20 protein-coding genes are annotated in these 26,709 nt (G+C 65.6%); 8 read left to right on the forward strand and 12 right to left on the reverse strand.

What is annotated here, in order from left to right; all coding sequences use genetic code 11:
• Window positions 1-4 precede the first annotated feature (4 nt).
• Complete coding sequence (locus Q7J58_RS08880; protein ID WP_304826380.1) at window positions 5-1,117, reverse strand: efflux RND transporter periplasmic adaptor subunit; 1,113 nt, start codon at window positions 1,115-1,117, stop codon at window positions 5-7.
• A gap of 261 nt (window positions 1,118-1,378) precedes the next feature.
• Here Q7J58_RS08880 and hpnC point away from each other — a divergent pair, with 261 nt between their 5' ends.
• From hpnC to hpnE, 5 genes are all read left to right on the forward strand, one after another.
• Window positions 1,379-2,299 (forward strand): squalene synthase HpnC, encoded by a 921-nt coding sequence (gene hpnC / locus Q7J58_RS08885; RefSeq protein ID WP_304826383.1) that lies wholly within the window; start codon window positions 1,379-1,381, stop codon window positions 2,297-2,299.
• A 22-nt stretch (window positions 2,300-2,321) separates the two neighbouring features.
• A complete protein-coding gene (locus tag Q7J58_RS08890; protein ID WP_304826386.1) occupies window positions 2,322-3,440 on the forward strand; it encodes an efflux RND transporter periplasmic adaptor subunit in 1,119 nt (372 codons plus the stop codon).
• Window positions 3,441-3,452: 12 nt separating this feature from the next.
• The gene (locus Q7J58_RS08895; protein ID WP_304826388.1) at window positions 3,453-6,611 is read left to right on the forward strand and encodes an efflux RND transporter permease subunit; all 3,159 of its coding nucleotides are present in this window, start codon (window positions 3,453-3,455) and stop codon (window positions 6,609-6,611) included.
• 109 nt (window positions 6,612-6,720) lie between these two features.
• Entirely contained in the window at window positions 6,721-7,587 is an 867-nt protein-coding gene (gene hpnD / locus Q7J58_RS08900; protein ID WP_304826391.1) for a presqualene diphosphate synthase HpnD, read from the forward strand.
• 61 nt (window positions 7,588-7,648) lie between these two features.
• Window positions 7,649-9,034: a hydroxysqualene dehydroxylase HpnE gene (gene hpnE / locus Q7J58_RS08905; RefSeq protein ID WP_304826394.1), complete on the forward strand. Its 1,386-nt coding sequence runs from the start codon at window positions 7,649-7,651 to the stop codon at window positions 9,032-9,034.
• Here the strand turns inward: hpnE and Q7J58_RS08910 are convergent.
• Window positions 9,025-12,543: a YhaN family protein gene (locus tag Q7J58_RS08910; RefSeq protein WP_304826397.1), complete on the reverse strand. Its 3,519-nt coding sequence runs from the start codon at window positions 12,541-12,543 to the stop codon at window positions 9,025-9,027. The two genes, hpnE and Q7J58_RS08910, sit on opposite strands and share 10 nt — an antisense overlap.
• A gap of 15 nt (window positions 12,544-12,558) precedes the next feature.
• Complete coding sequence (locus tag Q7J58_RS08915) at window positions 12,559-13,866, reverse strand: metallophosphoesterase (protein ID WP_304826400.1); 1,308 nt, start codon at window positions 13,864-13,866, stop codon at window positions 12,559-12,561.
• A 167-nt stretch (window positions 13,867-14,033) separates the two neighbouring features.
• On the opposite strand from Q7J58_RS08915, the gene Q7J58_RS08920 reads away from it, so the two are divergent.
• Both Q7J58_RS08920 and Q7J58_RS08925 read left to right on the forward strand, forming a co-directional pair.
• Window positions 14,034-16,463 (forward strand): AAA family ATPase, encoded by a 2,430-nt coding sequence (locus Q7J58_RS08920; protein ID WP_304826403.1) that lies wholly within the window; start codon window positions 14,034-14,036, stop codon window positions 16,461-16,463.
• Between the two features lie 131 nt (window positions 16,464-16,594).
• Complete coding sequence (locus Q7J58_RS08925) at window positions 16,595-17,068, forward strand: SH3 domain-containing protein (protein WP_304826406.1); 474 nt, start codon at window positions 16,595-16,597, stop codon at window positions 17,066-17,068.
• A gap of 69 nt (window positions 17,069-17,137) precedes the next feature.
• On the opposite strand, the gene Q7J58_RS08930 is transcribed toward Q7J58_RS08925, so the two are convergent.
• The 5 genes from Q7J58_RS08930 to Q7J58_RS08950 form a co-directional block, all read right to left on the reverse strand.
• A complete protein-coding gene (locus Q7J58_RS08930) occupies window positions 17,138-18,241 on the reverse strand; it encodes a glycine betaine/L-proline ABC transporter ATP-binding protein (protein WP_304826408.1) in 1,104 nt (367 codons plus the stop codon).
• On the reverse strand, window positions 18,234-19,121 hold the full coding sequence (locus tag Q7J58_RS08935; RefSeq protein ID WP_304826411.1) for a proline/glycine betaine ABC transporter permease: 888 nt from the start codon (window positions 19,119-19,121) through the stop codon (window positions 18,234-18,236). The genes Q7J58_RS08930 and Q7J58_RS08935 overlap by 8 nt, the downstream gene beginning before the upstream one ends.
• A 117-nt stretch (window positions 19,122-19,238) precedes the next feature.
• Window positions 19,239-20,276, reverse strand: a complete 1,038-nt coding sequence (locus Q7J58_RS08940) for an ABC transporter substrate-binding protein (protein ID WP_304826414.1) — start codon at window positions 20,274-20,276, stop codon at window positions 19,239-19,241.
• A gap of 290 nt (window positions 20,277-20,566) precedes the next feature.
• Window positions 20,567-21,232 carry a glutathione S-transferase family protein gene (locus tag Q7J58_RS08945; protein ID WP_304826416.1) on the reverse strand — a complete coding sequence of 222 codons (666 nt, stop codon included), beginning with the start codon at window positions 21,230-21,232 and terminating at the stop codon, window positions 20,567-20,569.
• 34 nt (window positions 21,233-21,266) lie between these two features.
• Window positions 21,267-22,010: an HAD-IA family hydrolase gene (locus tag Q7J58_RS08950; protein WP_304826419.1), complete on the reverse strand. Its 744-nt coding sequence runs from the start codon at window positions 22,008-22,010 to the stop codon at window positions 21,267-21,269.
• A gap of 19 nt (window positions 22,011-22,029) precedes the next feature.
• On the opposite strand from Q7J58_RS08950, the gene hemH reads away from it, so the two are divergent.
• Entirely contained in the window at window positions 22,030-23,121 is a 1,092-nt protein-coding gene (hemH, locus tag Q7J58_RS08955) for a ferrochelatase (protein ID WP_304826422.1), read from the forward strand.
• Window positions 23,122-23,433: 312 nt separating this feature from the next.
• On the opposite strand, the gene Q7J58_RS08960 is transcribed toward hemH, so the two are convergent.
• From Q7J58_RS08960 to Q7J58_RS08975, 4 genes are all read right to left on the reverse strand, one after another.
• Window positions 23,434-24,369, reverse strand: a complete 936-nt coding sequence (locus Q7J58_RS08960) for a DNA adenine methylase (protein ID WP_304826425.1) — start codon at window positions 24,367-24,369, stop codon at window positions 23,434-23,436.
• A complete protein-coding gene (locus Q7J58_RS08965) occupies window positions 24,359-25,825 on the reverse strand; it encodes a hypothetical protein (RefSeq protein WP_304826428.1) in 1,467 nt (488 codons plus the stop codon). Before Q7J58_RS08965 ends, Q7J58_RS08960 begins: the two co-directional genes overlap by 11 nt.
• A gap of 269 nt (window positions 25,826-26,094) precedes the next feature.
• Entirely contained in the window at window positions 26,095-26,433 is a 339-nt protein-coding gene (locus Q7J58_RS08970; protein WP_304826430.1) for a type II toxin-antitoxin system RelE/ParE family toxin, read from the reverse strand.
• Entirely contained in the window at window positions 26,430-26,699 is a 270-nt protein-coding gene (locus Q7J58_RS08975) for a type II toxin-antitoxin system ParD family antitoxin (protein ID WP_304826433.1), read from the reverse strand. The genes Q7J58_RS08970 and Q7J58_RS08975 overlap by 4 nt, the downstream gene beginning before the upstream one ends.
• Window positions 26,700-26,709: the final 10 nt, after the last annotated feature.

Genomic DNA, 26,709 nt, shown 5'->3' on the forward strand with positions numbered 1-26,709 from the left:
GACCTCACTGCGTGGCGGCTGCGGTAAAGCGCGTCACCTTCTGGCCCGGCTGCAACACATGCACACCCGCAGCCACCACCTCATCGCCGGGCTTCAAGCCGCTGGCGATCACCATCTGGTTGCCGTCGGCCCCCGCCACCACCACCGGGCGCGGCTGCACCGTGCTGGTGGTGGCATCAAACACCCACACCGAGGTGCTGGACGGTGCGCCCGCCTCCGAACGCATCAGCGCGCTGGTGGGTAGTTTCACCACCTCAGGCGCTGAGGCCCCGGCCCAGGCAAACGCCACGTAGGCGGTGGCGCCCAGCGGCACCGGCGTGCCTTCGGGCAGCGCCAGCTTGACCTGGTAGGTGCGGGTGGCGGGGTCGGCACTGGCCGCCACTTCGCGCACACGGGCCTGCAGCGGTGCAGCGGCCACGGGCATGCCCGAGCCCGCCCACAGCCGCACCTGTGCGGCTTGCCCGGTGCTCAGCTGCGCCAGCCGGTCTTCGGGCACCGCCACCACCACATCGCGCGCACCATCGCGCGCAATGCGCACCACCGGTGTGCCCGCCGCCACCACCTGGCCGACCTCGGCGTCCACCGCCAGCACCACGCCGCTCGCGTCGGCCAGCAACCGGGTGTAGCTGGCCTGGTTGCCCTGCACCATCCCTTGGGCTTGCGCCTGTTTCAGCGTGGCTTCGGCCGCTTGCAGCGTGGCCTGGCGCCGTTCAATTTCGGCCCCGCTCACAAAGCCCTGGGCCTTCAGGTCGGTGAAGCGTTTCAGGTCGGCAGCGGCCAGATCGCGCTGGGTTTGCGCAGCGCTCACTTGAGCCTGAGCCGCCTGGCTGGCCAGAGCCAAGTCCTGTGCGTCCAACTGCGCGAGCAACTGACCCGCCGCCACGCGCTGCCCCACCTCGGCGGGGCGCTGCACCAGCTTGCCACCCACCCGAAAGCCCAGCCGCGATTCGGTGCGCGCACGCACCTCGCCGGCGTATTCGCTTTGCGCGCCCAGCGCTGCGGTACCCACGGTGAGCAGCTTCACAGAACGGATCGGTTCCTGCGGCGCCTCGGGGCGCGAGCAGGCAGCCAGCGCAAGTGCGGCTGCCACGAGGAGAACAAAATGCGGTGTTTTCATGGGAATGATGAACAAGCGGTGGTGAAATTGGTCAGCCGAAACTTGGATCAGAACGCCCAGCACTTTCAGCCTGAACGCGTACGCAAAGCCAGCATGGCAACCCCGTTAAATTAATGACTGACTGGTTAGTAAGCAAAATTGTAGTGCAATTGGACGCCTTTAAGCCTGTCAAACTCTCACGCCCAGACATCTATCCCACACCGCAAGTCCCACATGCCAGATCCATTGCCGACCCACTTACCGGGTGCACCGACCCAGCCCATGGCAAACGCCCCGTTGTCGGCACAGGTCGCGCATTACGAAAATTTTCCGGTGGCGTCGGTGCTCTGCCCCAGGCACCTGCGCCCGGCCATCGTGGCCATTTACCACTTTGCCCGCACGGCCGACGACATCGCCGACGAGGGCGATGCGTCGGCCCAGCAGCGCCTGGCCGAACTGGCCGCTTACCGCGCCGCCCTGAACGCCTGTCTGAGCGGAAACCCGGCGCAGGGCCGCTGGGCCGGCGTTTTTGGCCCGCTGGGCCAGGCCGTGGCGCAACACACCCTGCCCGCCCAACGGCTGCACGACCTGCTGAGCGCGTTTGAACAAGACGTGCGCCACACCGCCAGCGGCCACCGCTACGCCCACACCGCCGAGTTGCTGGACTACTGCCGCCTGTCGGCCAACCCAGTGGGTCGGCTGCTGTTGCACCTGTACGGTGTGCACGACGCGGTGTCGCTGCAGCAAAGCGACCAGATCTGCAGCGCCTTGCAACTCATCAACTTCTGGCAAGACATCAGCGTGGACCTGCCCCGGGGCCGGGTCTACTTGCCCAGCGACAGCTTGCAGCGACACGGCGTGCAGCTCAGCGACTTTTTCAGCGACGGTGTGCCACCAGCCACCACCGCATCCCAGTCCCGCCGCAACGCCCAGCAAGCGCTGGTTGCCGAGCTGTGTGCCCACGCCCGCGGCCTGATGCACATGGGCGCCCCCCTGGTGCACCGCGTGCCGGGCCGCGCCGGATGGGAACTGCGCCTGGTGGTGCAAGGCGGGCTGCGCATACTCGACGCCATTGCCGCCGCCGAGCACCGCACCTGGCAGACCCGCCCTACGCTGAGCAAGGCCGACGTGCCGCGCCTGCTCTGGCGCGCGCTGTGGATGCAGCCTCGGCCGGCAACCGACAAAACAAAGAAAACCGTCTAAAAACCGCACCTCAGGAAGACCGATGACACAACCCAGTCTGCACCCCTACAGCACCTGCCAGACCGCCGCATGGAGCGCGCTCACACTCAGCCTGGTGCTGGGCCTGAGCAGCGCCTGGGCACAAACCAGCACCGCCCCAATTGCGACCCCACCCGCTGCCGCGAGCCCGGCGCGCGCCCTGGTGGGCGTGGCCCGGCTCGACAGCGTGTGGGTGCAGCCCGAACGCGAGGCACCGGCCAGCGTGGTGGCGCGCAACGTGTCGCGGCTGTCGGCCGAAACGGCGGGCACCCTGCTGCGCTGGACGGCCGATGTGGGCGCCACCGTGAAGCGCGGCGATGTGCTGGCCCAAATCGACCCGCGTGACGCCGAGCTGGGCGTGCAACGCGCCCAGGCCGCGCTGGACGCCAGCAACGCCCGGCTGAAGCTGGCGCAAGCGCAGTTGCAGCGCTCCAAAGAGCTGGTGGCGCAAGGCTTTTTCTCGCAAGAAGCGCTGGCCCAGCGCGAAACCGAGGTGGCGCTGGTGCACACAGAAGCCAGCGCCAACCGCGCCCAACTGGCCACGGCCCAGCGCCAGCTCGGCAAGACCACCCTGCGCGCGCCCTTCGACGGCAGCGTGACCGAGCGCCTGGCGCAAGCCGGTGAAGCCGTGGCACCGGGCAATGTGTTGTATGTGATGGCCGACAGCGGTCCAGCCGAATTGGCCACCAGCTTGAGCCCGGCCGACGTGGCCGGTCTGCGCGCTACCCAGGCCGCACGCTTTGAAACCCCGGGCGCCAGCCATGCCGTGCGCCTGCTGCGGGTGGCACCCACCGTCACCGCACCCGCACGCACGCAGGCCGCCCGCCTGGCGTTTGCCGACGCGACCACAGCGCCAGCGGCCGGCACCAGCGGCACCCTGCGCTGGCAAGAAGCTGCCCCGCACCTGCCCCCGGGCCTCATGGTGCGGCGCCAGAATGTGCTGGGCGTTTTTGTGCAGCAAGGCAGCGGCGCCCAGGCCACGGCGCGTTTTGTGCCGCTGCCCGGCGCGCAAGAAGGCCGCGCCACCGCCGTGGCCTTGCCGGCCGATACGCCGGTGATCGTGCGCGGCCAGGCCGCGCTGCAGCCCGGGCAAGCCATCGATGCCCAGGCCGTTGGCCAGTGAAGCGGAGCCTTTATGAAATTCATGCGCGCCCTGCTCACCAACCACCCGTTGGCCAACATCGCCTTTGTGGTGGTGCTGCTGCTCGGTCTGGTCAGCTACAACACCATGCCCCGCGAGCAAGACCCCGAAATCAACTTCAACTGGGTCAGCGTCACCGCCGTGCTGCCCGGGGCCAGCGCCGAAGAGGTGGAACGGCTGATCACCAACCCGCTGGAAGACGGCATCAAGGGCGTGGCCGATGTGCGCTTCGTCATCAGCAATTCGCGCGAAAACGTGGCCAGCATGTTGGTGCGGTTCCGTGAAATCAACGAACGCACCTTTGACAAGCGCATGGCCGATTTGCGCCGCGAAATCCAGAACAAAGCCGCCAGCGAGCTGCCCAAAGAAGCGCGCGACCCGATGATTCTGGAAATCACCACCAGCAACGGATTCCCCACCGCTGCGCTCATGCTGCTGGGCCAGGCCGACGACGAAACCCTGCGCCAGAACGCCCGGCGCATCAAAAACGACCTGGAGCGCCTGGGCGGGGTGGACCAGGTGTACGCCTCGGGCCTGCGTGAGCCGGAAATCCTCATCAGCCCCAACGCCCAGGCGCTGGCCGCGCGCGGGCTGCTGGCGTCCGACGTGGCCGACACCGTGTCGGCCTGGTGGCGCGACACCTCGGGCGGCACCCTGAAAACGCAAAACGGCGCCTGGTCCATCAGCGTCAAGGGCGTGCTCACCGACCCGCAGACGCTCGAAGGCCTGCCGGTGGCATCCAGCATGCGCCCCGGTGTGTCGGCCCGGCTGGGCGAGGTGGCGCGCATCGAGCGCGCCCGCGCCCCGGCCTCGCAATACGCCGCGTCCAACGGCCAGCCCGCCGTGTCGTTGGCCGTCACCAAAAAGTCGGGCACCAACACCCTGGAGCTGGTGGACCGGCTCAACGCCTACCTGGCCAGCCAGAACAGCGTGCTCGCCGCCGCCGGCCTGCAACTGGTGCTGACCGACGACCAGACCGTGCCCACACGCGACGCCATCAACGTGATGCAGACCAACGCGCTGGTGGGCATGCTCATGGTGCTGGCGGTGTGCTGGGCGTTTCTGGGCTGGCGCATTGGGCTGCTGGTCACGCTGGGCATTCCGTTTTCGCTGCTTGGCACCTTTGCCGTGCTCTCGGCCATGGGCTACACGGTCAACGTGTCGGTGCTGCTGGGTGTGGTGATTGCGCTGGGTATGCTGGTGGACGACGCGGTGGTGGTGGTCGAATCCATCTTCTACCGCATGCAGCGTGGGCAGCAGGCCCTGGCCGCCAGCCTGGACGCGATTGGCGAGGTGTGGAAACCGGTGCTGGCCTCAGTGGCCACCACCATGGCGGCGTTTTTGCCGCTCATGCTGCTGCCCGGCATCATCGGCAAGTTCATGTTTGTCATTCCCTTCGTGGTCACGCTGGCGCTGGCCATCTCACTCATTGAAGCGTTCTGGATGATGCCGGTCCACGTCAGCGCCATCGGCGTGCGCTTTGACCGCCCTTCGCGCGTGCAGGCCTGGCGCGAGCGTTTCAACCGCGGCATTCGCTTGCGTTACGGCCAGGCACTGGGCTATGTGTTGCGCCGGCCCAAGCGCTCGGCGCTGGTCAGCAGCCTGGCGGTGGCTGCGGCCGTGGCGTTGTTGGTCACGGGTGTGATCCGGGTGCAGTTCTTTGCGTTCGACCCGATCCGGGCGTTCTACGTCAACGTGGACATGCCGCAAACCGCCTCGCTGGAAGACACCTTGGCAGAAACCCAGCGCGTGGAAGCGGCCGTGCGCGAGCAACTGCGTGGGGTGGGCCTGGATGGCGAAGCCCGGGCTGTCACATCCACCGCCGGCCTGAAGTTCACCGAAACCGAGCCGGTCTATGGCGATTTGTACGGTCAGGTGTTCGTCTCGCTCAACCCCCGCACCGACGACTCGCGCGACGTGCAACGGGTGGTGGAAGACATGCGCCAGCGCATTGAAAGCCTGAGCGGCCCCGGGCGCAAGAGCTTCACCGTGCTGTCGGGCGGCCCACCGGCCGGCAAGGCCATCAGCGTGAAGGTGCGCGGCGATGAATTCGAGCAGATTCAGGCCGCCGCCGACGCGCTCAAGACCATCGTGGCCGCCGTGCCCGGCGCCAAAGACGTGCAAGACGACAACCTGCCCGGGCGCGCCCAGCTGCAACTGCGGCTGGACCGCGACGCCCTGCGCGAGGCTGGGCTGAATGCCGCCCAAGTGGCGCGCTTGGTGCGCCTGGCGGTGGACGGCGAGGTGGTGGCCTTCACCCGCGACGAGGGCGACAAGATTGAACTGCGCGTGCGCTCCGACCAGGCCCTGCGTGGCCCCGACCAACTGCGCGCCGACCCCGCCAGCCTGCTGGACGAACCGATTGCCCTGCCCAACGGCCAAACCACCCGCCTGGGTGCGCTGGTGCATGCCGAGGCCACGCCCGGGCGCGGCTTCATTCGCCACTACAACCTGCGCCGCACCACCACGGTGGAGGCCAATCTGGACAAAGAGATCACCGACACGAAAGTGGCCAACGACCTGATCAAGGCCGGCTGGGAAACCATCCGCGCGCAACACCCGGGCGTGGATCTGGACTTTTCGGGCGAGCTGGAAGACATCGAAGAAAGCCTGGCCTCCATGCAACAGCTGTTTTTGCTGGGCATGGGATTGATCTACCTGATCCTGGCCGCGCAATTCAAAAGCTACTGGCAACCGCTGATGATCCTGGTCACCGTGCCGCTGGCCTTCACCGGCGTGGCCTTTGGTCTGGCCATTTCCAACAACCCGCTGTCGCTCTACACGCTGTACGGCGTGATCGCGCTCACCGGCATCGCGGTCAACTCGGCCATCGTGCTGATCGACGCGGCCAACGACCGCCTGCAGCGCGGCATGAGCACCATCCACGCCATCATCCAGGCCGCACGCCGCCGTGTGGTGCCCATTCTGATCACCACCACCACCACCATCGGCGGCCTGTTTTCGCTCGCTTTCGGCATTGGCGGGCAAAGCCTGCTGTGGGGGCCGGTGGCGGCCAGCATCGTGTGGGGTCTGGCGTTTTCCACCGTGCTCACCTTGTTTGTGGTGCCGCTGCTGTTTCTGGCGTTCATGCGGCCCAAGAAAACGAAAAAAGTGGAGCGTTCGTGGGCCTTTTGGCGCCGTGGTCGCGCTTGATAGTCTCAGCCTGACCCCAGTAGCCGGAGCTTCCAGCTCCGGTTCATCTGGAGCTGGAAGCTCCAGCTACTGAATCCATCTGGTTTGGCTGATTACACTCAGAGCGCCCATGAATCCACAAGACTACGTTCAACAAAAAGCCGCCGCCTCGGGCAGCAGTTTTTATTACGCCTTTCTGTTTCTGCCACCTGAGCGGCGCGCAGCCATCACCGCGTTTTACGCCTTCTGCCGCGAGGTGGACGACGTGGTGGACGAGGTGAGCGACCCCGGCGTGGCCCAGACCACGCTGGCCTGGTGGCGACGCGAGGTGGCGCAGGCCTTTGCGGGCGAGCCCAGCCACCCGGTGATGCTGGCGCTGATGCCGCACACCACCCCGTTTGGCATCGAAGCCCGGCACCTGCTGGCTGTCATTGATGGCTGCCAGATGGACCTGGACCAAAACCGCTACTTCGACTTTCCCAACCTGCAGCAATACTGCCACCTGGTGGCGGGCGTGGTGGGCGAGGTGGCGGCCCGCATTTTTGGCCAGACCGTGCCCGAAACCACCGCCTTCGCGCACCGGCTGGGGCTGGCCTTTCAACTCACCAACATCGTCCGCGACGTGGGCGAAGACGCCACGCGGGGGCGCGTGTACCTGCCGGTGAATGAACTGCAGCGCTTTGACGTGAAGGCCCACGAACTGCTCAAGCGCGGCAAAGCACCGGGCACCGATGCGGCCGACTTTGAACGCCGTTTCACCGCGCTGATGCAATTCCAGTGCGAACGCGCCCTGCGCACCTACAACGAAGCCCTGGCCCTGCTGCCAGAAGCCGACCGCCGCAACCAGAAGCCCGGCCTGATGATGGCCAGCATCTACCGCACCCTGCTGCAAGAAATTGCCGCCGACCCGATGCTGGTGCTGACCCAGCGCGTGAGCCTGACACCGCTGCGCAAGTTCTGGCTGGCGTGGAAGGTGCAGGCGCTGGGGCGGCTGTAGACATGCCCCCCAAGCGTCTTCCCGTCTGCGGTGTGAATCCGGGGCTTCACCGCTGCGCACCATGAAACTCGCCATCGTCGGCGCGGGTTGGGCGGGCATGGCCTCTGCGGTGGAGGCTGCGGGCGCGGGCTGGGATGTCACCCTGTTTGAAGCCACCCGCACCCTGGGTGGGCGCGCCCGCGCCCTGCCCGCGCAGCGGCCCGACGGTGTGGCGCTCACGCTCGACAACGGCCAACACATCCTCATTGGCGCCTACGCCGAGACGCTGGCACTCATGCAGCGCGTGGGCGTGTCACCCCGCGAAGCCCTGCTGTGCCTGCCGCTGGCCCTGCCCTACCCCGACGGTACCGGCCTGCAAACGCCCCGCTGGGCCACCCGCTGGCCCGCGCCGCTGGACGCCGTAGCCGCCATTGCCACCGCACGCGGCTGGCGCTGGGCGGATCGCTGGGCGCTCGTTCGCGCATCCCTGGCCTGGCAACGCGCTGGTTTTGCCTGTACGCCTCAACTCACCGTGGCCCGCCTGTGTGCCGCGCTGCCCCAGCGGGTGATGGACGAACTGATTGAACCGCTGTGCGTGTCGGCCCTCAACCTGCCCGCCGCACAGGCCAGCGCCCAGGTGTTTCTGTGCGTCATGCGCGATGCGCTGTTTGGCGCCGGTTACGGCGGCTGGGCCGCGTCCAGCCTGCTGCTGCCCCGCACCGACCTGAGCGCGCTGCTGCCCAACGCCGCCGCGCAGTGGCTGCGCACGCACCACAACGCCAGCACGCGGCTGCGCCTGGGCGCCCGGGTGCTGGGGCTGCGGCCTCAAGCCGGTGGCTGGCAATTGCAGGGCAGCGGCTGGCAAGAGCGCTTTGACCGCGTGGTCTGGGCCACCGCCGCCAGCCCCGCCGCCCAAGCCATGCGCCAGGCCGCTCACGGCACACCAACCGAATCCTCTGTCCTGGCCGAAGCCTTGAACAGCTGGGCCAACACCGCCGAAGCGCTCAACTTCACCGCCATCACCACCGTGTACGCCTGGGCACCCGGTGTGCGCCTGTCTTCGCCCATGCTGGCCTTGCGCGCCACGCCCAACGCCCACGCGGCCCCGGCCCAGTTCGTGTTCGACCGCGGCCAGCTCAACCCGCAAGACGCCAGCGCCCAGGGCGTGCTGGCCTTCGTCATCAGCGCCAGCGAAGGCGAGCGCGACGACCTGCAGGCCCGTGTGCTGCAACAAGCGGCGCAGCAGCTGGGTCTGCACGCACTGCAACCCCTGCAAACCGTGGTGGACAAACGCGCCACCTTCGCCTGCACACCCGGCCTGCAACGCCCCAGCCAAGCCATTGCGCCCGGCTTGTGGGCCGCAGGCGACTATGTGGACGGCCCCTACCCCGCCACGCTGGAAGCGGCGGTGCGCAGCGGGCTGGCGGCTGCGCGGGCGCTTGAAACCCCACCCTCCTCTCAGAGATAAACCACATTCACCTGCTTGCCCAGCACCTGCTGGGCCAGGGGCACCAGGTGGTCGTGGTGGGTTAAGAACACCACTTGCATCTGGCGCGAGAGCTCGCCCAGCACCTGCAGGCCAGCGGTGGTGCGCTCGTCGTCAAAGTTGATGAACAGGTCGTCGGCAATCAGGGGCAGGCACAGGCCTTGGTCGGTTTGCAGTTCCAGCGCGGCCAGACGCAGTGCCAGGTAAAGCTGGTCGCGGGAACCTTCGCTCATGCCGGCCACGTCCACGGCTTGGCCGTTGGGGCGGATGCCGAACAGGCGCGGCGTGGCTTCTCCGGTGTCGACCAGCAGGCGGCTGAACGAGCCGCGTGTGAGGCCGCTGAAATGGGCCGAGGCTTTGGCGAGCATGGGGCCTTGCTTGGTTTCGCGGAATTTCTCCATCGACCACTTCAGCAAGCGCGCGGCGGTGTGCAGTTTCAGGTAGCGCTCGGCGGCGTCGCCCATGGCGGCCAGGGCTTCCTGGCGGCGCGCTTCGGCTTGAGCGGCGCTGTCGGTGCCGTCCAGGGCGTCAAAAGCGGTTTTTTGGGTGCCGTGGCGGTTGCTGCAGGCGGCGATGTCTTCCACCACCTCGCCCGCCTGGCGGGTCAGTTGTTCCAGTTGGGCTTTGAGTTCGTCGGGGTCGATGGCGGCGATGTCTTGGCGCAGCCCATCCAGCGGCAGGCCATCGGCGGCCTGGGCCAGGGCGGCTTCGGCGGCTTGCATGTTGCGCAAGGCTTGACGGCGCTGGTCCGACTGTTCCACGGCGCGGGCCAGGGCGGCCAGGGTGTGCTCATCCGGTTGGTTGGGCAGACCGGCGGCGCTCATCAAGGGGGCCAGGCGGGCTTGCACGGCCTGTTGTTGCTGTTGGGCGGCGGCCAGTTCGGCGTGGCTGCGTTGCAGGCTTTGGCGCAGTTCGGCCGCGGTGGCGTCGGCTTGTTGGGCCTGGGCCAGGCGGCGGGCGAGTTCTTGGGCGGTGTGTTCGGGCGGGTGGTTGCACAGTTCAGGGGCGAGCTGGGCGGCCAGGGCTTGTGCCGTGGCGGCCAGACCGTTCAGGTCGGCCTGCATGTGGTCGATGCGTTCGCTGCGGATGCTGCGGATATGGTCCAGCAGGCGCTCCAGCGCTTGCAGGGTGTCCAGGTCGGCTTCAACCTGATCGGCCAGCGCGGTGTCGGGGTAGCCTGCGGCGGCCACGGCGGCTTGCCAGGATTGTTCCCAGTCGTGCCAGGCGGCCTGGGCGGTCTGCAGGGTGGTTTGCAGGCTGAGCAAGCTGGTTTGTGCTTCGTGCCGTTGCTGCGTCAAGCTGTTGCGCTGGCCTTGGGCTTGTTCGGCTTGGCTGAGGTGGGCACGGGCGCGGCGCAGGCATTCGGCCAGTTCGGGGGCGTCCGACGGGTTGGCGGTTTGCGCATGGGCCTCTGGACTCTCTGGACTCAGCAGCGCCCACAGGGTCTGCTGGATGCGGGCGGCGTCCTGGGTTTGGGCGGCCTGCTGTTGTGTGGCTTGGCTGTGTTCGGCGTGCAGGTCCAGCACGCGCTGGCGCTGCTGCAGCCAGACGGGGGCCATGTCCAGCGGCAGTTCGGGCAGGCCGCAACTGCTCGCCAGGGTGTGCCAGTCGGCCAGGCGCTGGGCCATGCGTTGTTGCACGGTCTGCCAGCGGCTGGCCAGGTGGCTTTGTTCTAAGCGCTGCTGTTCCAGTTGTTCGGCTTTGGCCTGGCGGGCGGCTTCGTGTTGGGCGCGGTCGAGCCGGGCGTCGGCCAGGTGGTCGGCTTCTTGCAATTGCGCTTCAAAGCTGGCTGCGTGCTCGTGCAGGTGCTGCGGTGTTTGCTTGATATGGCTCCAGGTGGCGTCGCGGTTTCGGCGGGCTTGTTGCACATGGTCCAGCGAGACGGGTTGGAAGTCGCGCACCAGTTGTTCCAGCGCCTGCTCCAGGCGTTGCAGTTCCTGGTTTTTTTCATCCAGCGCGGTGTGGTGCGACTGGGCCTGTGCCGCGTCGCTGCGGTGTTGGCTCAGCAGGCTTTGCACCAGGGCGGCATCGGGCACCACCATGGCGCGCAGGGTGTCGGGCTCCTGGCGCCAGGGGCCCAGGGCGGCCAAAGCGGCTTCGGTGTGTTGGGCCAAGCGGGCGATGTGTTGGCGCGCCTCGCTCATGGCGGCGGCGTGGTCGCCCAGTTGCAGGGCCTGTTCCACGGCCAGGGCCAGACCGGGGTGCACCGCTCCGGCGCCCAGGCGGCCCAGGGCCTCTTGGGTGTGTTGCAGTTGTTGCTGGCGCTCGGCCATCTGGCGCTGTGCGCCGCGCAGGTCTTGGCTGAGCAGCACGCGCTGTTTCAGCAAACGCGCCAGGCGCGCGCGCACCGGTGCGCCGGGCAGGCGCTGGCGCACCGCGTCTTCGCTGTCCACCGGCCAGCCCAGGCCGCTGGCCAGCGCTTGCACGCGTTGCCACTCCAGGCGAATTTCGTCGGTGCGTTTGACGATGTCGGTGCGGTGGGCGCGGAATTGCAGGCGGCGTTCGTTCAGCTCGGTGATGTCGGGCGCCAGGGCCAGCAGGTGCAGGTCCACCGGCGTGGCGTGCAGCGCGGCCTGGGCCTGCTCGGCATCGCGTTGCAGCCGCTGCACATCGGCACCCAGCAGCGCCCGTGCTTGCTGGGCGTCGCGCAGCACATCGGGCGCGTTCTCGGGCAGCAAGGGTGTGTCGGCATGGGCCAGGGCGTCGTGTTCGGCCCGGGCGGCGTCCAGCGCCATGAGCATGGGGCGCACGCGGCGAATGCGCTCCAGGCGGCTGAGTTGTTGGCGAATATCCACGTCGCGTTGCCGGGCTTCGGCCAGGGCGGCGGCGGTGGCGGCCAGCGCGTCGTGCAAGGTTTTCCAGTCTTTGGTGCGCAGCGTGGCTTGTTTGAAGGCGGTTTGGGCGGCGTCCAGGGCGTCTTGCGCTTGGTAATAGATGCGCGCAGCAGACTTGCGCGGCGCCCAGAGGGCGTCGGCCTCTTGCTGCAATTTCAACAGCGCTTCGCCCAGGTGTTGCACGCCGGCGGCAGACTGAAACAGCATGCGGCCCATGTCGTCGGAGGCCGACAAAATGCCCGCGCCGCCTTGCACCAGGGTGCTGTGGTCCAGCGCGTACATGCGGTTGAAGGCGGTGGCCTGCAAGCTGCCCAGCCAAGGCTGCAGGGCTGTATCGGGCAGGGGCGCGTCGTTGGGCGTGCGCAGCGTGTTTTTGTTGCCTTTGGTGCGGTCAAACGCGAAGGGCTGTGCCGCATCGGGGCCGGGCCGTTGCTCCAGCACGCCGCCCAGGCGCAAATCGGGCATGGGGTGCAAAAACGCCAGCGGTGTGCGCGCGGGAATGCCAAACAGCCAGTCGCCTATGGCCGTGCGCACGGTGGATTTGCCCGCCTCGTTGGGGCCGACGATGAGGTGGATGTCGCGGTCTTGGTGCGGCAGGGCCAGGGTGCGGTCGGTGAATTTGCCGTACCGGATCAGCTTGAGTTCGCGGATGCGCATGGTGGGACCTGCGGATCAGGTGGGTGTGTTGGCGGATGCCGTGGCTGAAGCGCGGGCGTCTTGGCCCACCCGGGCCATCAGCACGGGCGTGGCCTGGCGGATGCGTTCGGGCACCTGGGCGGCGGGGTCCTGGCGCAGCAAAGACAGCTCGGGCGTGGCTTGCAGCACCTCGTGTGGCAGTTTTTCCAGCAGGGCCTGCCAGTCGGCCTGCAAAGCGCGCACAAAGTCGGGGTCGTCCTGGGCCGACAGCGCCAGACTCTCCAGCTCGGCCAGCGCGCCCTGGGTTTCGTCGTCGGCGCTGCTGCAGGCGGCAGCCAGGGGTTCGCTGGCCAATCGCACTTTTTCGATCCAAATGCGCTCGGCGTCCAGCGCCACGGCCTGCGCAATCACCTCCTGGCGCAACTGGCCCTCGTCGGCCACCAGGTCGGCATGCGCGGCAGAGCGGCCTTTGAACACCACCCGCACCGCCAGCGGCAGGTGCACCGGTGTGTCGCTCAGCAGGCGTTCCAGGGCCTGCCCCACCAGGCGCACGGCGCTGCGCCCGTCGGCCACCGGGGCAATGTCGATGTCCAGCAGGTGCCAGCGCAACACATCCACCGCCAGGCGCTCCACGGCGGTGATGTCGCCGTCTTGCGCCGTGACCAACAGCGCACCGCGCTCGCCCAGTTCGCGGATGTGGCGGCCTTGCAAATTGCCCGGGTAGGCAATGGTGACATCACCGCGCTGCACCCAATGCTCGTGCACATGGCCCAGCGCCCAATACTGGTAGCCCTTGGCCTGCAGTTCGACCACCGAACAGGGTGCGTATTGGGCGTGCTCGCTGTTGCCCTCCAGCGCCGTGTGCAACACGCCAATGTTGAGCCAGCCCGGCACCGGCGCGGGGTAACCCGGCAGCAGGTTCTCGGTGGTGGCCGCCACCTTGAAGCTGCGGCCGTGCAGCGCCACCTTGTGCTGCGCCAGGCAAAACGTGTCGGCCTTGCGCGCAGAGAACACTTGCACGTTGTCGGGCAAATCCAGGCTGCGCGTCATGTCGCTTTCGGCGTCGTGGTTGCCGTGCAGCAGAAACACCGGTATGCCGGCCTGGCGCAGCCGCCCCATTTGCTTGATGAAGAACAAGCCGGTGTTGAAGTCTTTCCAGTCGCCGTCGTACACATCGCCGGCAATGACCATGAAGTCCACCGGCTCTTCCATCGCGCACGTCACCAGGTTGTGAAACGCATCGCGGGTGGCGGTGCGCAGGCGTTCGGCGGGCGCATCGGGGTAAGCCGACAACCCCCGCAAGGGGCTGTCCAGGTGCAGGTCGGCGGCGTGGATGAATTTCATGTGGAACAACCCAGTCGTGTATCGTCAGCCTTGAATGATGCTGGATATTGTGGTCAATACCGTTGTGGAACCGATCTTTGCGCAAGTCCCAGGTGATTCAACTGGCCACACAGCGGCTTTGACACACATCAACGGCAACGGCCGGCCTCGCCGGTAGAAAGGTCTGCATGCCCACCACCGCACTCCAGCCCCAACAGCTTCGGCTGACCATCGACCCCGCCACGCTGGGTTTTCAAGACACCAGCGAGTTGCTGGCGCAGCCCGTGCCCTGGATTGGCCAGGAGCGCGCCGAAAAAGCCGCGCGCTTTGGCATGGCGATGGACCAGCCCGACTACCACCTGTTTGTGCTGGGCGAGGTGGGCAGTGGCCGGTCCACCCTGCTGCGCGAGCTGGCGCACAGCGTGGCCGCCACCCGACCGGTGCCGCCCGACCTGTGTTACCTGCACAACTTTGACACGCCGGAGCGCCCGCGCGCCCTGCGCATGCCACCCGGCCAGGGCCGTCAGCTGCGCCAGCTGATGCAGCAGCTGTGCAAAACCCTGCAACGCGAGGTGCCTTTGCGGCTGGACAGCGAGGACTTCAAGGCCGAGAGCGAGCGCATTGAAAACACCTACAAGAGCGAAGAATCGCGCGCCTTTGCCGCGCTGGAGGCGTTTGCAGAAGCCCGCCACTTTCACCTGTTTCGCGAAGAAGGTCACCTGGTTTTCACGCTCATGGGCGACAGCGGCAACGCGCTGACCGCGGCCGAGGCCCACAGCCTTTCGCGCGAGCGCCGCGCCGAAGTGGACCAGGCAGAAGCCGAACTGCGCGAACAGATTGGGCAGTTTCTGGAAAAAACCCGGCCCATGGCCCGCGTGATGAACGAAGGCCTGGCCGCGCTGCGCCGCCAGGTGGTCAAGCCCCTGCTCGACCACGCATTGCAGGACATCCGGGTCAGCCTGAAAAAGCAGATCAAGGACTCGGTGAAGCTCGGCCACTACCTCGACCGCGTGTTGCACGACGTGCTGGAGCACATTGAACTCTTCATCGTGCAGGACGAAGACGACGAACAACGCCTGGCCGCGCTGGAACAGCTGCTCATGCGCTACCAGGTCAATGTGGTGGTGGACAACAGCGGCCTGGGTGGCGCGCCGGTGATCGTGGAAGACAACCCGGTCACGCACGCGCTGTTTGGCAGCATCGAATACCAGGCCGAAGAAGACGTGTTGATGACCGACTTTTCGCGCGTGCGCGCCGGCAGTCTGCTGAAAGCGCACGGGGGCTTTTTGCTGCTGCACCTGCGCGACCTGCTCACCGACCCGCAAGCCTGGGAAAAGATGCGCCGCTACCTGCGCTGCGGGCGGGTGCAAATTGAAGAGCCCGGCGCAGCGCTCATGCCCATGGCGGCGGTGTCGCTGCAGCCCGAGGCGGTGGACGCCGAGGTCAAGCTCATCCTGATCGGTTCGGTGGAGCACTACTACGCGCTGCAGGAAGGCGACCCCGAGTTCGCCCGGCGCTTTCGTGTGAAGGTGGACTTTGCCGAAAGCTTCGCACCCACCGACGGCACCCGCCAGTCCACCGCCGTGTTTGTGGCCCACACCTGCCGCAAGCACGGTTTGCCGCCCCTTTCGGCCGCGGCCGTGGCCCGCCTGCTGGAAGACGCCCACCGCGAGGTGGACGACCAGGCCCGCCAGAGCGCCATTTTTGCGCGCACCGAAGCGCTGGTGGTGGAAAGTGCCGCACTGTGCCGTAGCCGTGCCGCCCACCGCGTGGATGCCGCCGACGTGGATGCCGCCCTGGCCGCGCGCCGGCTGCGCCACGACTACCCCGAGCAGCGCCTGCGCGAATCGATTGCCGACGGTGAACGGCTGATCACCTGCCAGGGCAGCGAAATCGGCCAGATCAACGGTTTGACACAGATCGACCTGGGCGACTGGCGCTTTGGCCTGCCGGTGCGCGTGAGCGCGCGCACCCACGCCGGCAACCAGGGGCTGCTCAACATCGAGCGCGAGGTGGACATGTCGGGCCCCATCCACGACAAAGGCGTGTTGATTCTGCACAGCTACCTCACCGCCCTGTTTGCTCACCTGGCGCCGCTGGCGCTGAACGCCTCCATCGTGTTCGAGCAGGAATACCACGGCGTGGAAGGCGACTCCGCTTCATGCGCCGAGCTGTTTGCGGTGCTCTCGTCGCTGGCGGGCGTGCCGCTGCTGCAGGGCATTGCCGTGACCGGTGCGCTCAACCAGCACGGCGAGGTGCTGCCGGTGGGCGGCATCAACGAAAAAATAGAGGGCTGGTTTCGCGTGTGCGAAGCCGCCGGGCTGGACGGCCAGCAAGGCGTGCTGATCCCCGCGCGCAACCTGCGCCACCTGATGCTCGACCCCGCCGTGGTGGACGCGGTGGCGCAAGGCCGCTTTCACATCCACACCGCCGCCCGGGTCGACGACGGGCTGGCGCTCATGACCGGTATGGCCTCGGGCCTGCCCACGGCACCGGGCGAACCGGTGAGCTACCCGCAAGAGAGCGTGCTTGGGCGCGCCGCCCACGCGCTGCTGGCCTACCGCCGCGCCTGCCAGCGCGCAGGGGCCACTGGTCGCTCGCGCCGCAACCGGCCCTGAAGCAGCGGCGGCCCCCCGCCCGGCAGGGTATGTTCAGGGGAACCTCTGGGGCGGGTGCTGTTCCCATGGGCTGGGTTTTTCAATGCTGGAACCCCCCACCCTTGCAACCGAGAGAAAAGGAGCCTCTGCTGATGACCTGGTCCACCCCCACCCGACGCCGCCTCACCGCTGCCAGCCTGTGCATCGCCGCACTCTGCGCCAGCCCCCTGCTGCAGGCCCAACCGGCCCAGCAGATGGTCAGTGTGAGCGGCAGCTCGCTCAACATGCGCAGCGGCCCCGGCACCAACGCGCCAGTCTTGTGGGAGCTGAAAAAAGGGTACCCGCTACAGATCACGCAGCGCCAGGGCAACTGGCTGCAGGTGCGCGATTTCGAGGGCGATACGGGCTGGGTGGCGCGCTCGCTCACAGGCAAAGCGCCGCACCACGTGGTGAAGGCCAAGGTGGCCAACATCCGCAGCGGGCCGGGCACGCAGCACCGCCTGGTCGGCAAGGCCGACTATGGCGAGGTGCTGCGCACCCAAGAAAAACGCGCCGACTGGGTGCGGGTGGACCGCGCCGAAGGCCCGGGTGGCTGGATCGCCAAGTCCCTGCTCTGGGGCTGGTGAGCGGCTGATGGTCTGAAAAAAAGCGGCGGGCCTCAAGGGCCCGCCGCTTTTTGGGGGTGTGAAGCCTGGTCAGACCGACGGTGCTGAAACCGCCTCCGGGTTGGGCGGCACGATGGCGCCGATGATGTCGCCCATGCTCAGCGTGCCCAGGTGCCTGCCTTTGCTGGTGACGACATTGGCAACCTCCTTGTTGTCGGCACTCAGCAGGCGGGCCACTTCTTCAATCACCAGGCTCGGGTCCACATCGGGGCCGTCCACCCGGGCGCCCGGCACCATGAGCGTGCGCGAGCGGATCACGCGGCCGCGGTTCACATCGCGCACAAAGCTGGCAATGTAGTCGTTGGCCGGTTTCAGCACGATCTGCTGCCCGGTGCCCTGCTGCACCGCTTCGCCGTCGCGCAGAATCGCAATGCGGTCGCCCAGGCGCAAGGCCTCGTCCAGGTCGTGGGTGATGAACACCACGGTTTTGCCAATCTCTTGCTGCAGGTCCAGCAACACGCTTTGCATGTCGCTGCGAATCAGCGGGTCGAGCGCGGAAAACGCCTCGTCCATCAGCAAGATGGGCGCGTCGTTGGTGAGCGCCCGGGCCAAGCCCACGCGCTGCTGCATGCCGCCCGAGAGCTGGTTGGGGTAGCTGTCTTCATAGCCTTTGAGTCCCACACGCTCGATCCAGCGCAGGGCGCTTTCGCGCCGTTTCTTCTGCTTGATGCCCTGCACCTGCAAGCCGTATTCGGCGTTTTCCAGCACCGTGTAGTGCGGAAACAGCGCAAAGTTCTGGAACACCATGGCGGTCTGCTCGCGCCGAAAACGCAGCAGCTCGCGCTGGTTCATCTTCACCACGTCCACCTCGCGCCCGTCCACCGGCACCCGCAGCTCGCCCGATGTGGGGTCGATCAGGCGGTTGATGTGGCGGATCAGCGTGCTCTTGCCCGAACCGGACAGGCCCATCACCACCTGAATGCCGCCCGCCGGCATGTCGATGTTGATGTCGCGCAGGCCCAGCACATGGCCGTGCGTGTCGCGCAGTTCCTGCTTGCTCATGCCTTGCTGCACGGCCTCCAGGAACTTGTCGGGCGTGGGGCCAAAGATCTTGTACAGGTGGCGAATCGAAATGCCCGTGGGCGTGGCCTGCGGGTTGGCAGACGGCGCGGCGGTTTGTAGGGAGTCAACCATGCACAACCTCCAGGTGCCGCTGCAGCCGCTTGCCATAGGCCTGCGACACGCGGTCAAAAATAATGGCGATGCCCACAATGGCCAGGCCATTGAGCACCCCCAGCGTGAAATACTGGTTGGAGATGGCTCTGAGCACCGGCTGGCCCAGGCCCTGCACGCCGATCATGGAAGCGATCACCACCATGGCCAGCGACAGCATGATGGTCTGGTTGACGCCCGCCATGATGGTGGGCAGCGCCAGCGGCAACTGCACCTTGCTCATCTTTTGCCAGGTGGACGCGCCAAAGGCGTCGGCCGCTTCCAGCAGGTCTTTGTTGACCAGGCGAATGCCCAGGTTGGTGAAGCGGATCACCGGCGGAATGGCGTAGATCACCACCGCGATCAGGCCCGGCACACGGCCAATGCCCAGCAGCATCACCACGGGAATCAGATACACAAAACTGGGCATGGTCTGCATCACGTCCAGCGTTGGACTGATGAGTTTTTGCAAGCGATCCCAGCGGCTCATGGCAATGCCAATGGGCAAGCCCACCACCAGGGCCACCAGGGTGCACACGAAGATCATGGAAATGGTCTTCATGGTGTCGTCCCACATGCCAAAGAACCCGATCAACAGCAAGGTGACCACGGTGCCGACAACGATCTTCCACGAGCGCGAAGCCAGCCAGGCAATCAGGGCGATCACGCCCACCACAGCGGGCCAGGGCGACTGGGTCAGCAGCCGCTCGGAAAACAGCAGAAAGTCGCGCAGGGGGTCGAACAAACGCTCCAGCGGCTCGCCATATTCGCGGGTGAAGTTGCGAAAGCTGCCGTCGATGGAGCGGCGCATGGCGCTGAGCGTCTCCGACCCCAGCGAGGGAAATTCATTGAGCCAGGGCATGGTCTCTCCTTGGGCTGAACAAAAAGAACGGCGACACGGCGCCTTGAAGGGCGCCGGCCGCGGGGCGACGAGGCCGGGTTGTGAGCACCCGGCCACGCCATCTGACAGCGGTGCGCTTTACAGCGCCGCCTTGATCTTTTCAGCCACGTCGGGCGACACCCAGGGGGTCCAGATTTCAGGCTGGGTTTTGAGGAAATGGGTCGCACCGTCGGCACCGGTGGCCTGGTTGTCGCTCATCCAGGCCAGCAGGCCGTTGACCGTGTCGTTGCCCCAGGCGCGCTGGTTCAGGTAGGCCACGGCCGGGCCGCCTTCTTTCTGGAAGCGGTCGGTCACCACGGTGAACACCTCGGCGCGGGCCCAGTCGGTCTTGGTCGGCTTGTCGCAGTCGGCCTTGGTGTTGCAGGCCTCAAAAGCGTCTTTGTCATGCGGCACGCCGGCGTCGAGCTTCACCATCGCGTACTTGCCCAGAATTGAGGTGGGTGCCCAGTAGTAGCCCAGCCAGCCTTCTTTGCGCTCGTAGGCCTTGGCGATGGAGCCGTCCAGGCCAGCGGCCGAGCCGGTGTCCAGCAGCACGAAACCTTTGGCCGTGCCACCCCAGGCCTTGAAGGCGTTGTCGGTCGTGATCTGGCAGTTCCAGCCCGACGGGCAGTTGTGTACCGCGCCCTTGCCTTTGTTCTCAGACGAGGGAAACAGCTCGGGGTGCTTCAGCGCGTCGTCAATGGTCTTGATGGCGGGGTGGGCATCGGCCACGTATTGGGGAATCCACCAGCCTTCGACGCCACCGTCCGTCAGCGAGCGGGCTGCGTAGTGCAGCTTGCCTTCGGCCACGGCGGCGTCCAGCGGCTGGCGCACGGCGTTGATCCAGGCCTCGGGCGCCACGTCGGGCTGGCCCTTTTCCATCATGGCGGTCAGCGTGGGCATGGTGTCGCCCGGCACCAGTTCCACCTCGCAGCCGTAGCCCTTGGACAAAATGATGCTGTCGATGTTGGCCAGCACTTCGGCCGATTGCCAGGTCATGTTGGCTACCGTGACCTTGCCGCAGACGGCAGCGGCGGACGGATCGGCCACGGCTGGCGCTTCGTCTTTTTTGCCGCAGGCGGCCATCAGTGCCGCCGAGGCGATCAGGGCCAAAGCCAGTTGGGGGGTGGGTTTCATGCGTTTTCTCCGGTGTCGCTGTGAGGAACCCACCGACGCGCGGCGCCGATGGATGCGATAAGCACACCCAACGACCTGGAGAAAACGAACGCTGCTGCAACCAAGGTGACCAGCCGCTCAACCAACAGGGCGTTGGATTGAACTTAGCCACTTAATATAGCTTTTTATCTATTTCGCACGCAAATACTGCGGCTTTTCATATAACGATATCTGAGTCTTTCACTCAACCTCTGCGCTGGTACCGGTTTTTGGCCAGGGTGCCACCGAACTTCGCCCCCCAGCTTGCCGCATCAAGCCTTTCCCAGGGCCTTGACCGCCAGCTGCGCGGGCCGCTCCATGCAGCGCACGATCCACTGGTGGGTGAGCGGGTGCACGGCCATGAGGCCATGGGCTGGGCGCGCCCAGTTGAGCACGCTGGCCACACACAGATCGGCCACGGTGAAGCGGTCTGCCGCCAGGTGGGCCATGCCAGCGCTTCGCTGGCGCTCCAGATGCTGCTCGATCACCCGGAATGGCACAGCGAGTCGGCGCTCGGCGGCCTCGGCCAGCTCCGGCTTGCGCCGCTCAGAAGGCATGACCATGCGGTGCATCAGCACGGTGAGCCCGTCGGCCTCGGCTTCGGTCACCACCCAGAAGCTCCAGCGCAGGGCCTCGGCGTCTTCGCGCGGGTTGGCCGGGGTGATGCCCACGCCATCGGGCTGGCCGTGGTGGCGCGCAATGTACAGCGCGCAGGCCATGCTTTCCCACACCACCACCTCACCGCCCTGCTCCGGCGGCCGCTGGTCCACCACCACCGGAATGTGGCCATTGGGGTTGAGCGCCAGAAACTCGGGCGTGCGGGTGGCACCGCCCTGGTACGGCAGGTTGACGTGTTGAAAGTTCAGGCCGAGTTCGGTGGCGGCCCACAGGGGGCGCACGGCGCGTGACGCGGGAATGCCGTAAATGGTGAGGCTCATGGTGGGGACGTGTGCAAATGTGTGAACAAAACGGTCAGCCCAGCTGGCGACACAGCGCCAGCAAGTCGGCCACGGTGGTGTGGGGTTGCTGCGGCCCATGGGCCCAGGGCTGGCCTTCGCGGTTCAGCCAGGCCGCCTGCATGCCGGCGTTGAGCGCGCCCACGCCGTCCAGGTGGGCATCGTCGCCAATGTGCAGCACCTGCGCGGCGCTCACCCCAGCGGCCTCGGCAGCGGCATGAAAAATGCGCGGATCGGGCTTGCCCACGCCGAATTCGCGCGCGCTGAGCGCCGCCACAAAATGCGCACCCAAGCCCACCCGGTGCACGTCGGCGTTGCCGTTGGTCACGGCCACCACCGGGAAACGGCTGCTCAGAAAGGTCAGCGCGGGCAAAGCGTCAGCAAACAGCTCCACGCGCTGGCGCTCGGCAAAAAACACCTCAAACGCCGGCTCGGCCAGCGCCGGGTCGTCGCCCGCGCGCTGCAACACCAGGCGAATGGACTCGCGACGCAGCGCGCTCATGTCGTGCGCCAGGTCGGGTCGGGTGGTGTTCATGTGGTTGCGCACCTCGCGCAGCGCACCGGGCGTGGTGCACAGCGCGGCGGTGGCGGGCGCGTGGTCGGCCAGCCAGGCCTGCAACACGTTTTCAGCCCGGGTGATGGTGGGCCAGATCGGCCAAAGGGTGTCGTCCAGATCGAGCGTGATGGCGCGGATGCGCGACACGTCGAGCCCGGCGGGCGTGGGGTGGTCGGTTGGGGGAGTGGCGTCGGGGGTCTTCATGTCTGCGGGAGAATAGCGCATGGCATTTCACAAAGAACCTCCCTTTTCGCATGGTCAAGCCGCGCGCACGGCCATTGTGCTGTGCAACCTGGGCACACCCGACGAACCCACCGCCCCGGCCGTGCGCCGCTACCTGGCCGAGTTTCTGGGCGACCACCGCGTCGTCGAAATTCCCAAGCCCATCTGGTGGCTCATCCTGCACGGCATCATCCTGCGCGTGCGCCCCAAAAAGTCGGCGGCGAAATACGCCACGGTGTGGACCCCCGAAGGCTCACCCCTGAAGGTGTGGACCGACAAACAGGCCACGCTGCTGCGCGGCTACCTGGGCGAGCGCGGCCACCAGGTCACGGTGCGCTACGCCATGCGCTACGGCAACCCGTCCATTCCTGCGGTGCTCGACGAGCTGAAAGCCCAGGGCATGACCCGCGTGCTGCTGGTGCCCGCCTACCCGCAATACAGCGGCACCACCACCGCCAGCGTGTTCGACGGCGTGGCGCTGTGGGGCCTGAAGGCCCGCCAGCTGCCTGAGATGCGCTTCATCAACCGCTACCACGACGACCCGGGCTACATCGAAGCGCTGGCCAAAAAGGTGCAACACCACTGGCTGCACCACGGCCAGAGCGAGCAGCTGGTGATGAGCTTTCACGGCGTGCCCCAGCGCACCCTGGAGCTGGGCGACCCCTACCACTGCGAATGCCACAAGACCGGCCGCCTGCTGGCCGAAAAGCTGGGCCTGGCCAAAGACCGCTACAAGGTCACGTTCCAGTCGCGCTTTGGCAAAGCCAAATGGCTGGAGCCCTACACCGAGCCCACCCTGATTGCCCTGGGCCAGCAAGGCGTAAAGAGCGTGGACGTGGTGTGCCCCGGCTTCACCAGCGACTGCCTGGAAACGCTGGAAGAAATCAACATGGAAGCGCGCGAGGCGTTCCTGCACGCCGGCGGCCAGCAGTTCAGCTACATCGACTGCCTGAACGACAGCCCCGACTGGATTCGCGCCCTGACCGACCTGGTGGAAAACCACCTGCAAGGCTGGCCGACGAAACAGGCTGATGACCCGATGGCGCTGAAGGCCAGCCGGGAGCGGGCTTTGGGGATGGGGGCGAAGGATTGAGGGGGCTTGGGTGGAGCTCTCCACCCATTGAAACCACGCATCTCGGCACGCTGCCGGACCGCTCTACGGCGGTTGCGTTTGTTGACCTGAAGCTTCTGGCTGACTGCGGACGGCCATTTTGAAACACTTGGCTCTGCACCATAGACCTGACAGTCCGACCTGCTCCCCGCCACCCTTCTCACCGAAGCTCATTCAGATCCTAGTTGCTCAAGCTAGATCTGTGGCGAATCCCTCCGCGCGCCAAACGGCAAGCTTGAGTAGCGTTGTCCGTGGAGCAGCAAAGCATGGGCGGTGGACCGTAGATTTGATCGCCTACTCAATTTGGACAGTCGAATGCACCAAGTCTGGAGAGCCCACGTAAACAGGGGGAGGAATCACTAGGTTCGAGATCACCAACTCCTGCGCTGTTCGAGATGACTTGACCTTGTAGTCCAAGTAGATGGGCTGCATCTGCTTTGATGCGTACAGTTCACGGATGCGCGGATGATCGTCGTAGCTGACCAGCCACGGATATCCTTGGGATGTGATGTATCCGGCCAGTATCACGTGGTCAGTATCTGTGTAGTGGTGGCGGTAGAGCTTTCGGCCCTGTGTGTAGTAGGGCGGGTCGATGTAAACGAACGAGAAGCCCGCAGAAATCTTGGCGGCGTTCTTCCGCAGAAATGTCAGGGCATCGCCAAAGTGAACCGATACGCGAGGTGCAAGAAGGGATGCCGCCTTAATCTGCCTGACCAATGCGGTCTTGTTGAAGCGGCAGTTAATTTTGTAGGCGGACGTCTGTGCCTGCCCTCCTATTGGCCCGGCCCCGATGATCCCAGAGAAGTTTGTTCGATTGAAAAACAGTCCAGCAAGCCCAAGTTGCAAAAGCGTATATGTTGACTTCGTCGGGTCGTCAACAGCTTTCGTTGCCTGAAGGGCATGCCATGTCTCCAGCGTCACTGGGCACGTCTCAATGGCCGCACACAAGGCCTCGGTCGCGTTAAAAACTGAATGCCAGAATGCAAAAACCAAGGGATCGCGTTCAACCAAAACCGCCTTGTCCACGAAGCCCATGCGTAACAGGTCCAGGGAGACTGAGGCTCCCCCTGCATATGGCTCGTAAAAGGTGCACCCAGCGAGAAGGTTCTCCTCCAGCACGCCGCTGATGTAGGTAGACAACAGTGACTTGCCACCAGGGTACCGGAGAGGACTCGGGGGATCTCTCGCTAATAGACCCGAGATATTGGGTTGTGCCCTTTTAGTTGCCATTGAGGATGTACTGAATGACTGCGCGGATGTTATTTGCGACGGAGGCGAGCGTCGGCGGGTCGGCCTCTTGGAATTTCATATGAGTCATCGAATCCAGGTAGTTTTTAGCACTTTTTGTGGTGCCGGACGCCAAGGTTTTGCACATGTTTTGCTCTACGAAAACGCCGTTGGCATGTACAGATGCAAATGTGATCAAGTCGCCAAGACCAGGGTCACGACCTGGTTGCTTGCCTTGCTTCTGCTGTGCCATTACGTCGCCCCACTTCTTGGCCTTCCGAATGCGATACACAAGGGCGCATTCAAAAGTGGCCCGCAACAACAGCGATGCAGCAACAGGCATCTTGATGTGGTTGATACTCTTCAGTTCCCCCGAGAGTTTGATCAGTATGTCGTCCTGAACATGACATTGCAGGTTTTCGAAAAAGACAGATGCCTTCGGCGTTTGAGGTTGCGTAGCAGTGCCTTGGGCCGTACCTTGAGGTTTCGTCGAAGTTTTAACAGCCGCTGCCGGTGCAGCAGACGGTTTGCTCGCTGATCCGCTGGCCGCTTGACCAGTCGCACTCCCCTGTGCGCCGCTCAACGTCCAACCCTGAGCTTTATTTTCTGCGAGCAGTTCCGCGAAGTACTCGGCCGGATCAGTTCGGGTGTCGCACTTCGGCTTCCCACCATTCGCAGGATCAGGAATCAAAAAGTCACGAGCGATCCGTTCTAACTCGTTCCGAAATTTCTCCTCAGCCAGCCCGCTGAGGATATTCTGATCGTCATCGAAGTGCGCTCGTAGTGCTTCCTTGGTTGCTGCAAGGGTGAACAAACGCGTGTATGGGTTCGTCTTCAGCTTCTCGTCTTCAAGGACGCGCCGCTCGTCGGGGGTCCATACCGCGAGTCCCAGAGCCAGTTTTAAGAGACGGTATGGTCTGATGAGTTTTCTGACTTGCCCTATTGACGTGCCAAGCAGCTGGGCAACCTCTTCAACGGAGTGAGTGTCCAGCAAGCGCACGGCACGGCGCATCTTGGCAACCGGCGACCAGGGCTTCGCGCTCTGCTCTGTGTGCCGCTTCGTCAAGATGGGTTCGGCTACGGCTCTGCTGGGGCTGACATCTGCCGGAATCGACCGTATGGCCGCCTTCGTCTGTGCGGAGGCTTTTGGGAAGCGTGATTTGAAGTTCGCAGGAACAAGCGCGGGACTAAGCAACATCTGGCAAGCGGCAACTCGCCGATTGCCTTCAAGAACAACCGCTTTCCCCGCTTCTTCGACCACGATGATGCGCTCACCGTAGAACAATCCATTATTGCGCTCGATGCCACGAGCCAGATCGAGCACGTCCTCAAGTTCAAGCAGCTTTAAGCGGATTTGCTCTTGGGTGGCGTTCTTTTCAACTTCGATGCGTGGATTTTGAGGGTCGAGTTGGAGTTTCTTCGGTTCGAAGCTCTGGGTCTTCCACTGCGCTTGTGCCATTCATCCTCCGTAGGTAATTTTTAGAAGTGTATCGCCCTACCCAAAGCCTTTGGGCGACCGCCTCAGAGCAAGACCAGTGCCCGCTCCGGGTCGGGATGTGCCCTCAAGCGCACCGCGACGATCAGCCCTAAAACCAACACTCGCCGCCCCTCTAAAAACCGCCTCGCCAGCTTCAGATGCACCGGCACATTCAGCGCCGGTGCATGTCCACAGCCCGCAATGGAGACCGGGGGAGCTGTCGGTGAGCAACGCCCACTGCTTCAGCCGGGTCAGGGCAAGGCCGGGTCGCCCTCCGAAAGCCAAGCCGGCATATCGCGCGCGCTGTGCAGCACCCGCCACACGTCCACATGGTCAGACTGCTCGGCGTAAAACACGATGTACGGATACCGGCTGAGCGGCCAACTGCGCAGGCCGGGCAGGTTCAGTTCTTGCGCGTAGCGCGGTGAACCTGTGCCGGGTTGGCGGCCCAGGTGTGTGTAGGCCTGCTCCAGCCCGTCGATGAAGCCCAGCGCCACATCAGGCCCAGCCTCCTGCAGGTAGTAGCGGATGGCATCGTCCACGTCTGTCACGGCCAGAGCCCGCAGCCTGACCGGCTTGGTCAAGCTCATGCGCCCTGTCGGGTGCTGTTCTTGCGCGGGGCCTGAACACCACCGCGAAGCCCTTGCCGCAAGCCGTCGAAATACGCAGGCGTTGCTTCCTGAACCGAAGGCGATGCCGCACCGGCCAGCAACAGGCCCCTCAAGTGTTGACGGTCCTGGTCGCGCCGGATCAGCTCGCGCACGTACTCGCTGCTCGTACCGTAGCCGCGCTGGCTGACCTGCTCATCCACGAAAGATTTCAGTGTGTCGGGCAAGGAGATGTTCATGGTGCTCATGGCCGTCAAT

Origin of the sequence: Hydrogenophaga sp. (genome assembly GCF_030656115.1) — a bacterium.
Lineage (GTDB): Bacteria > Pseudomonadota > Gammaproteobacteria > Burkholderiales > Burkholderiaceae_C > Hydrogenophaga.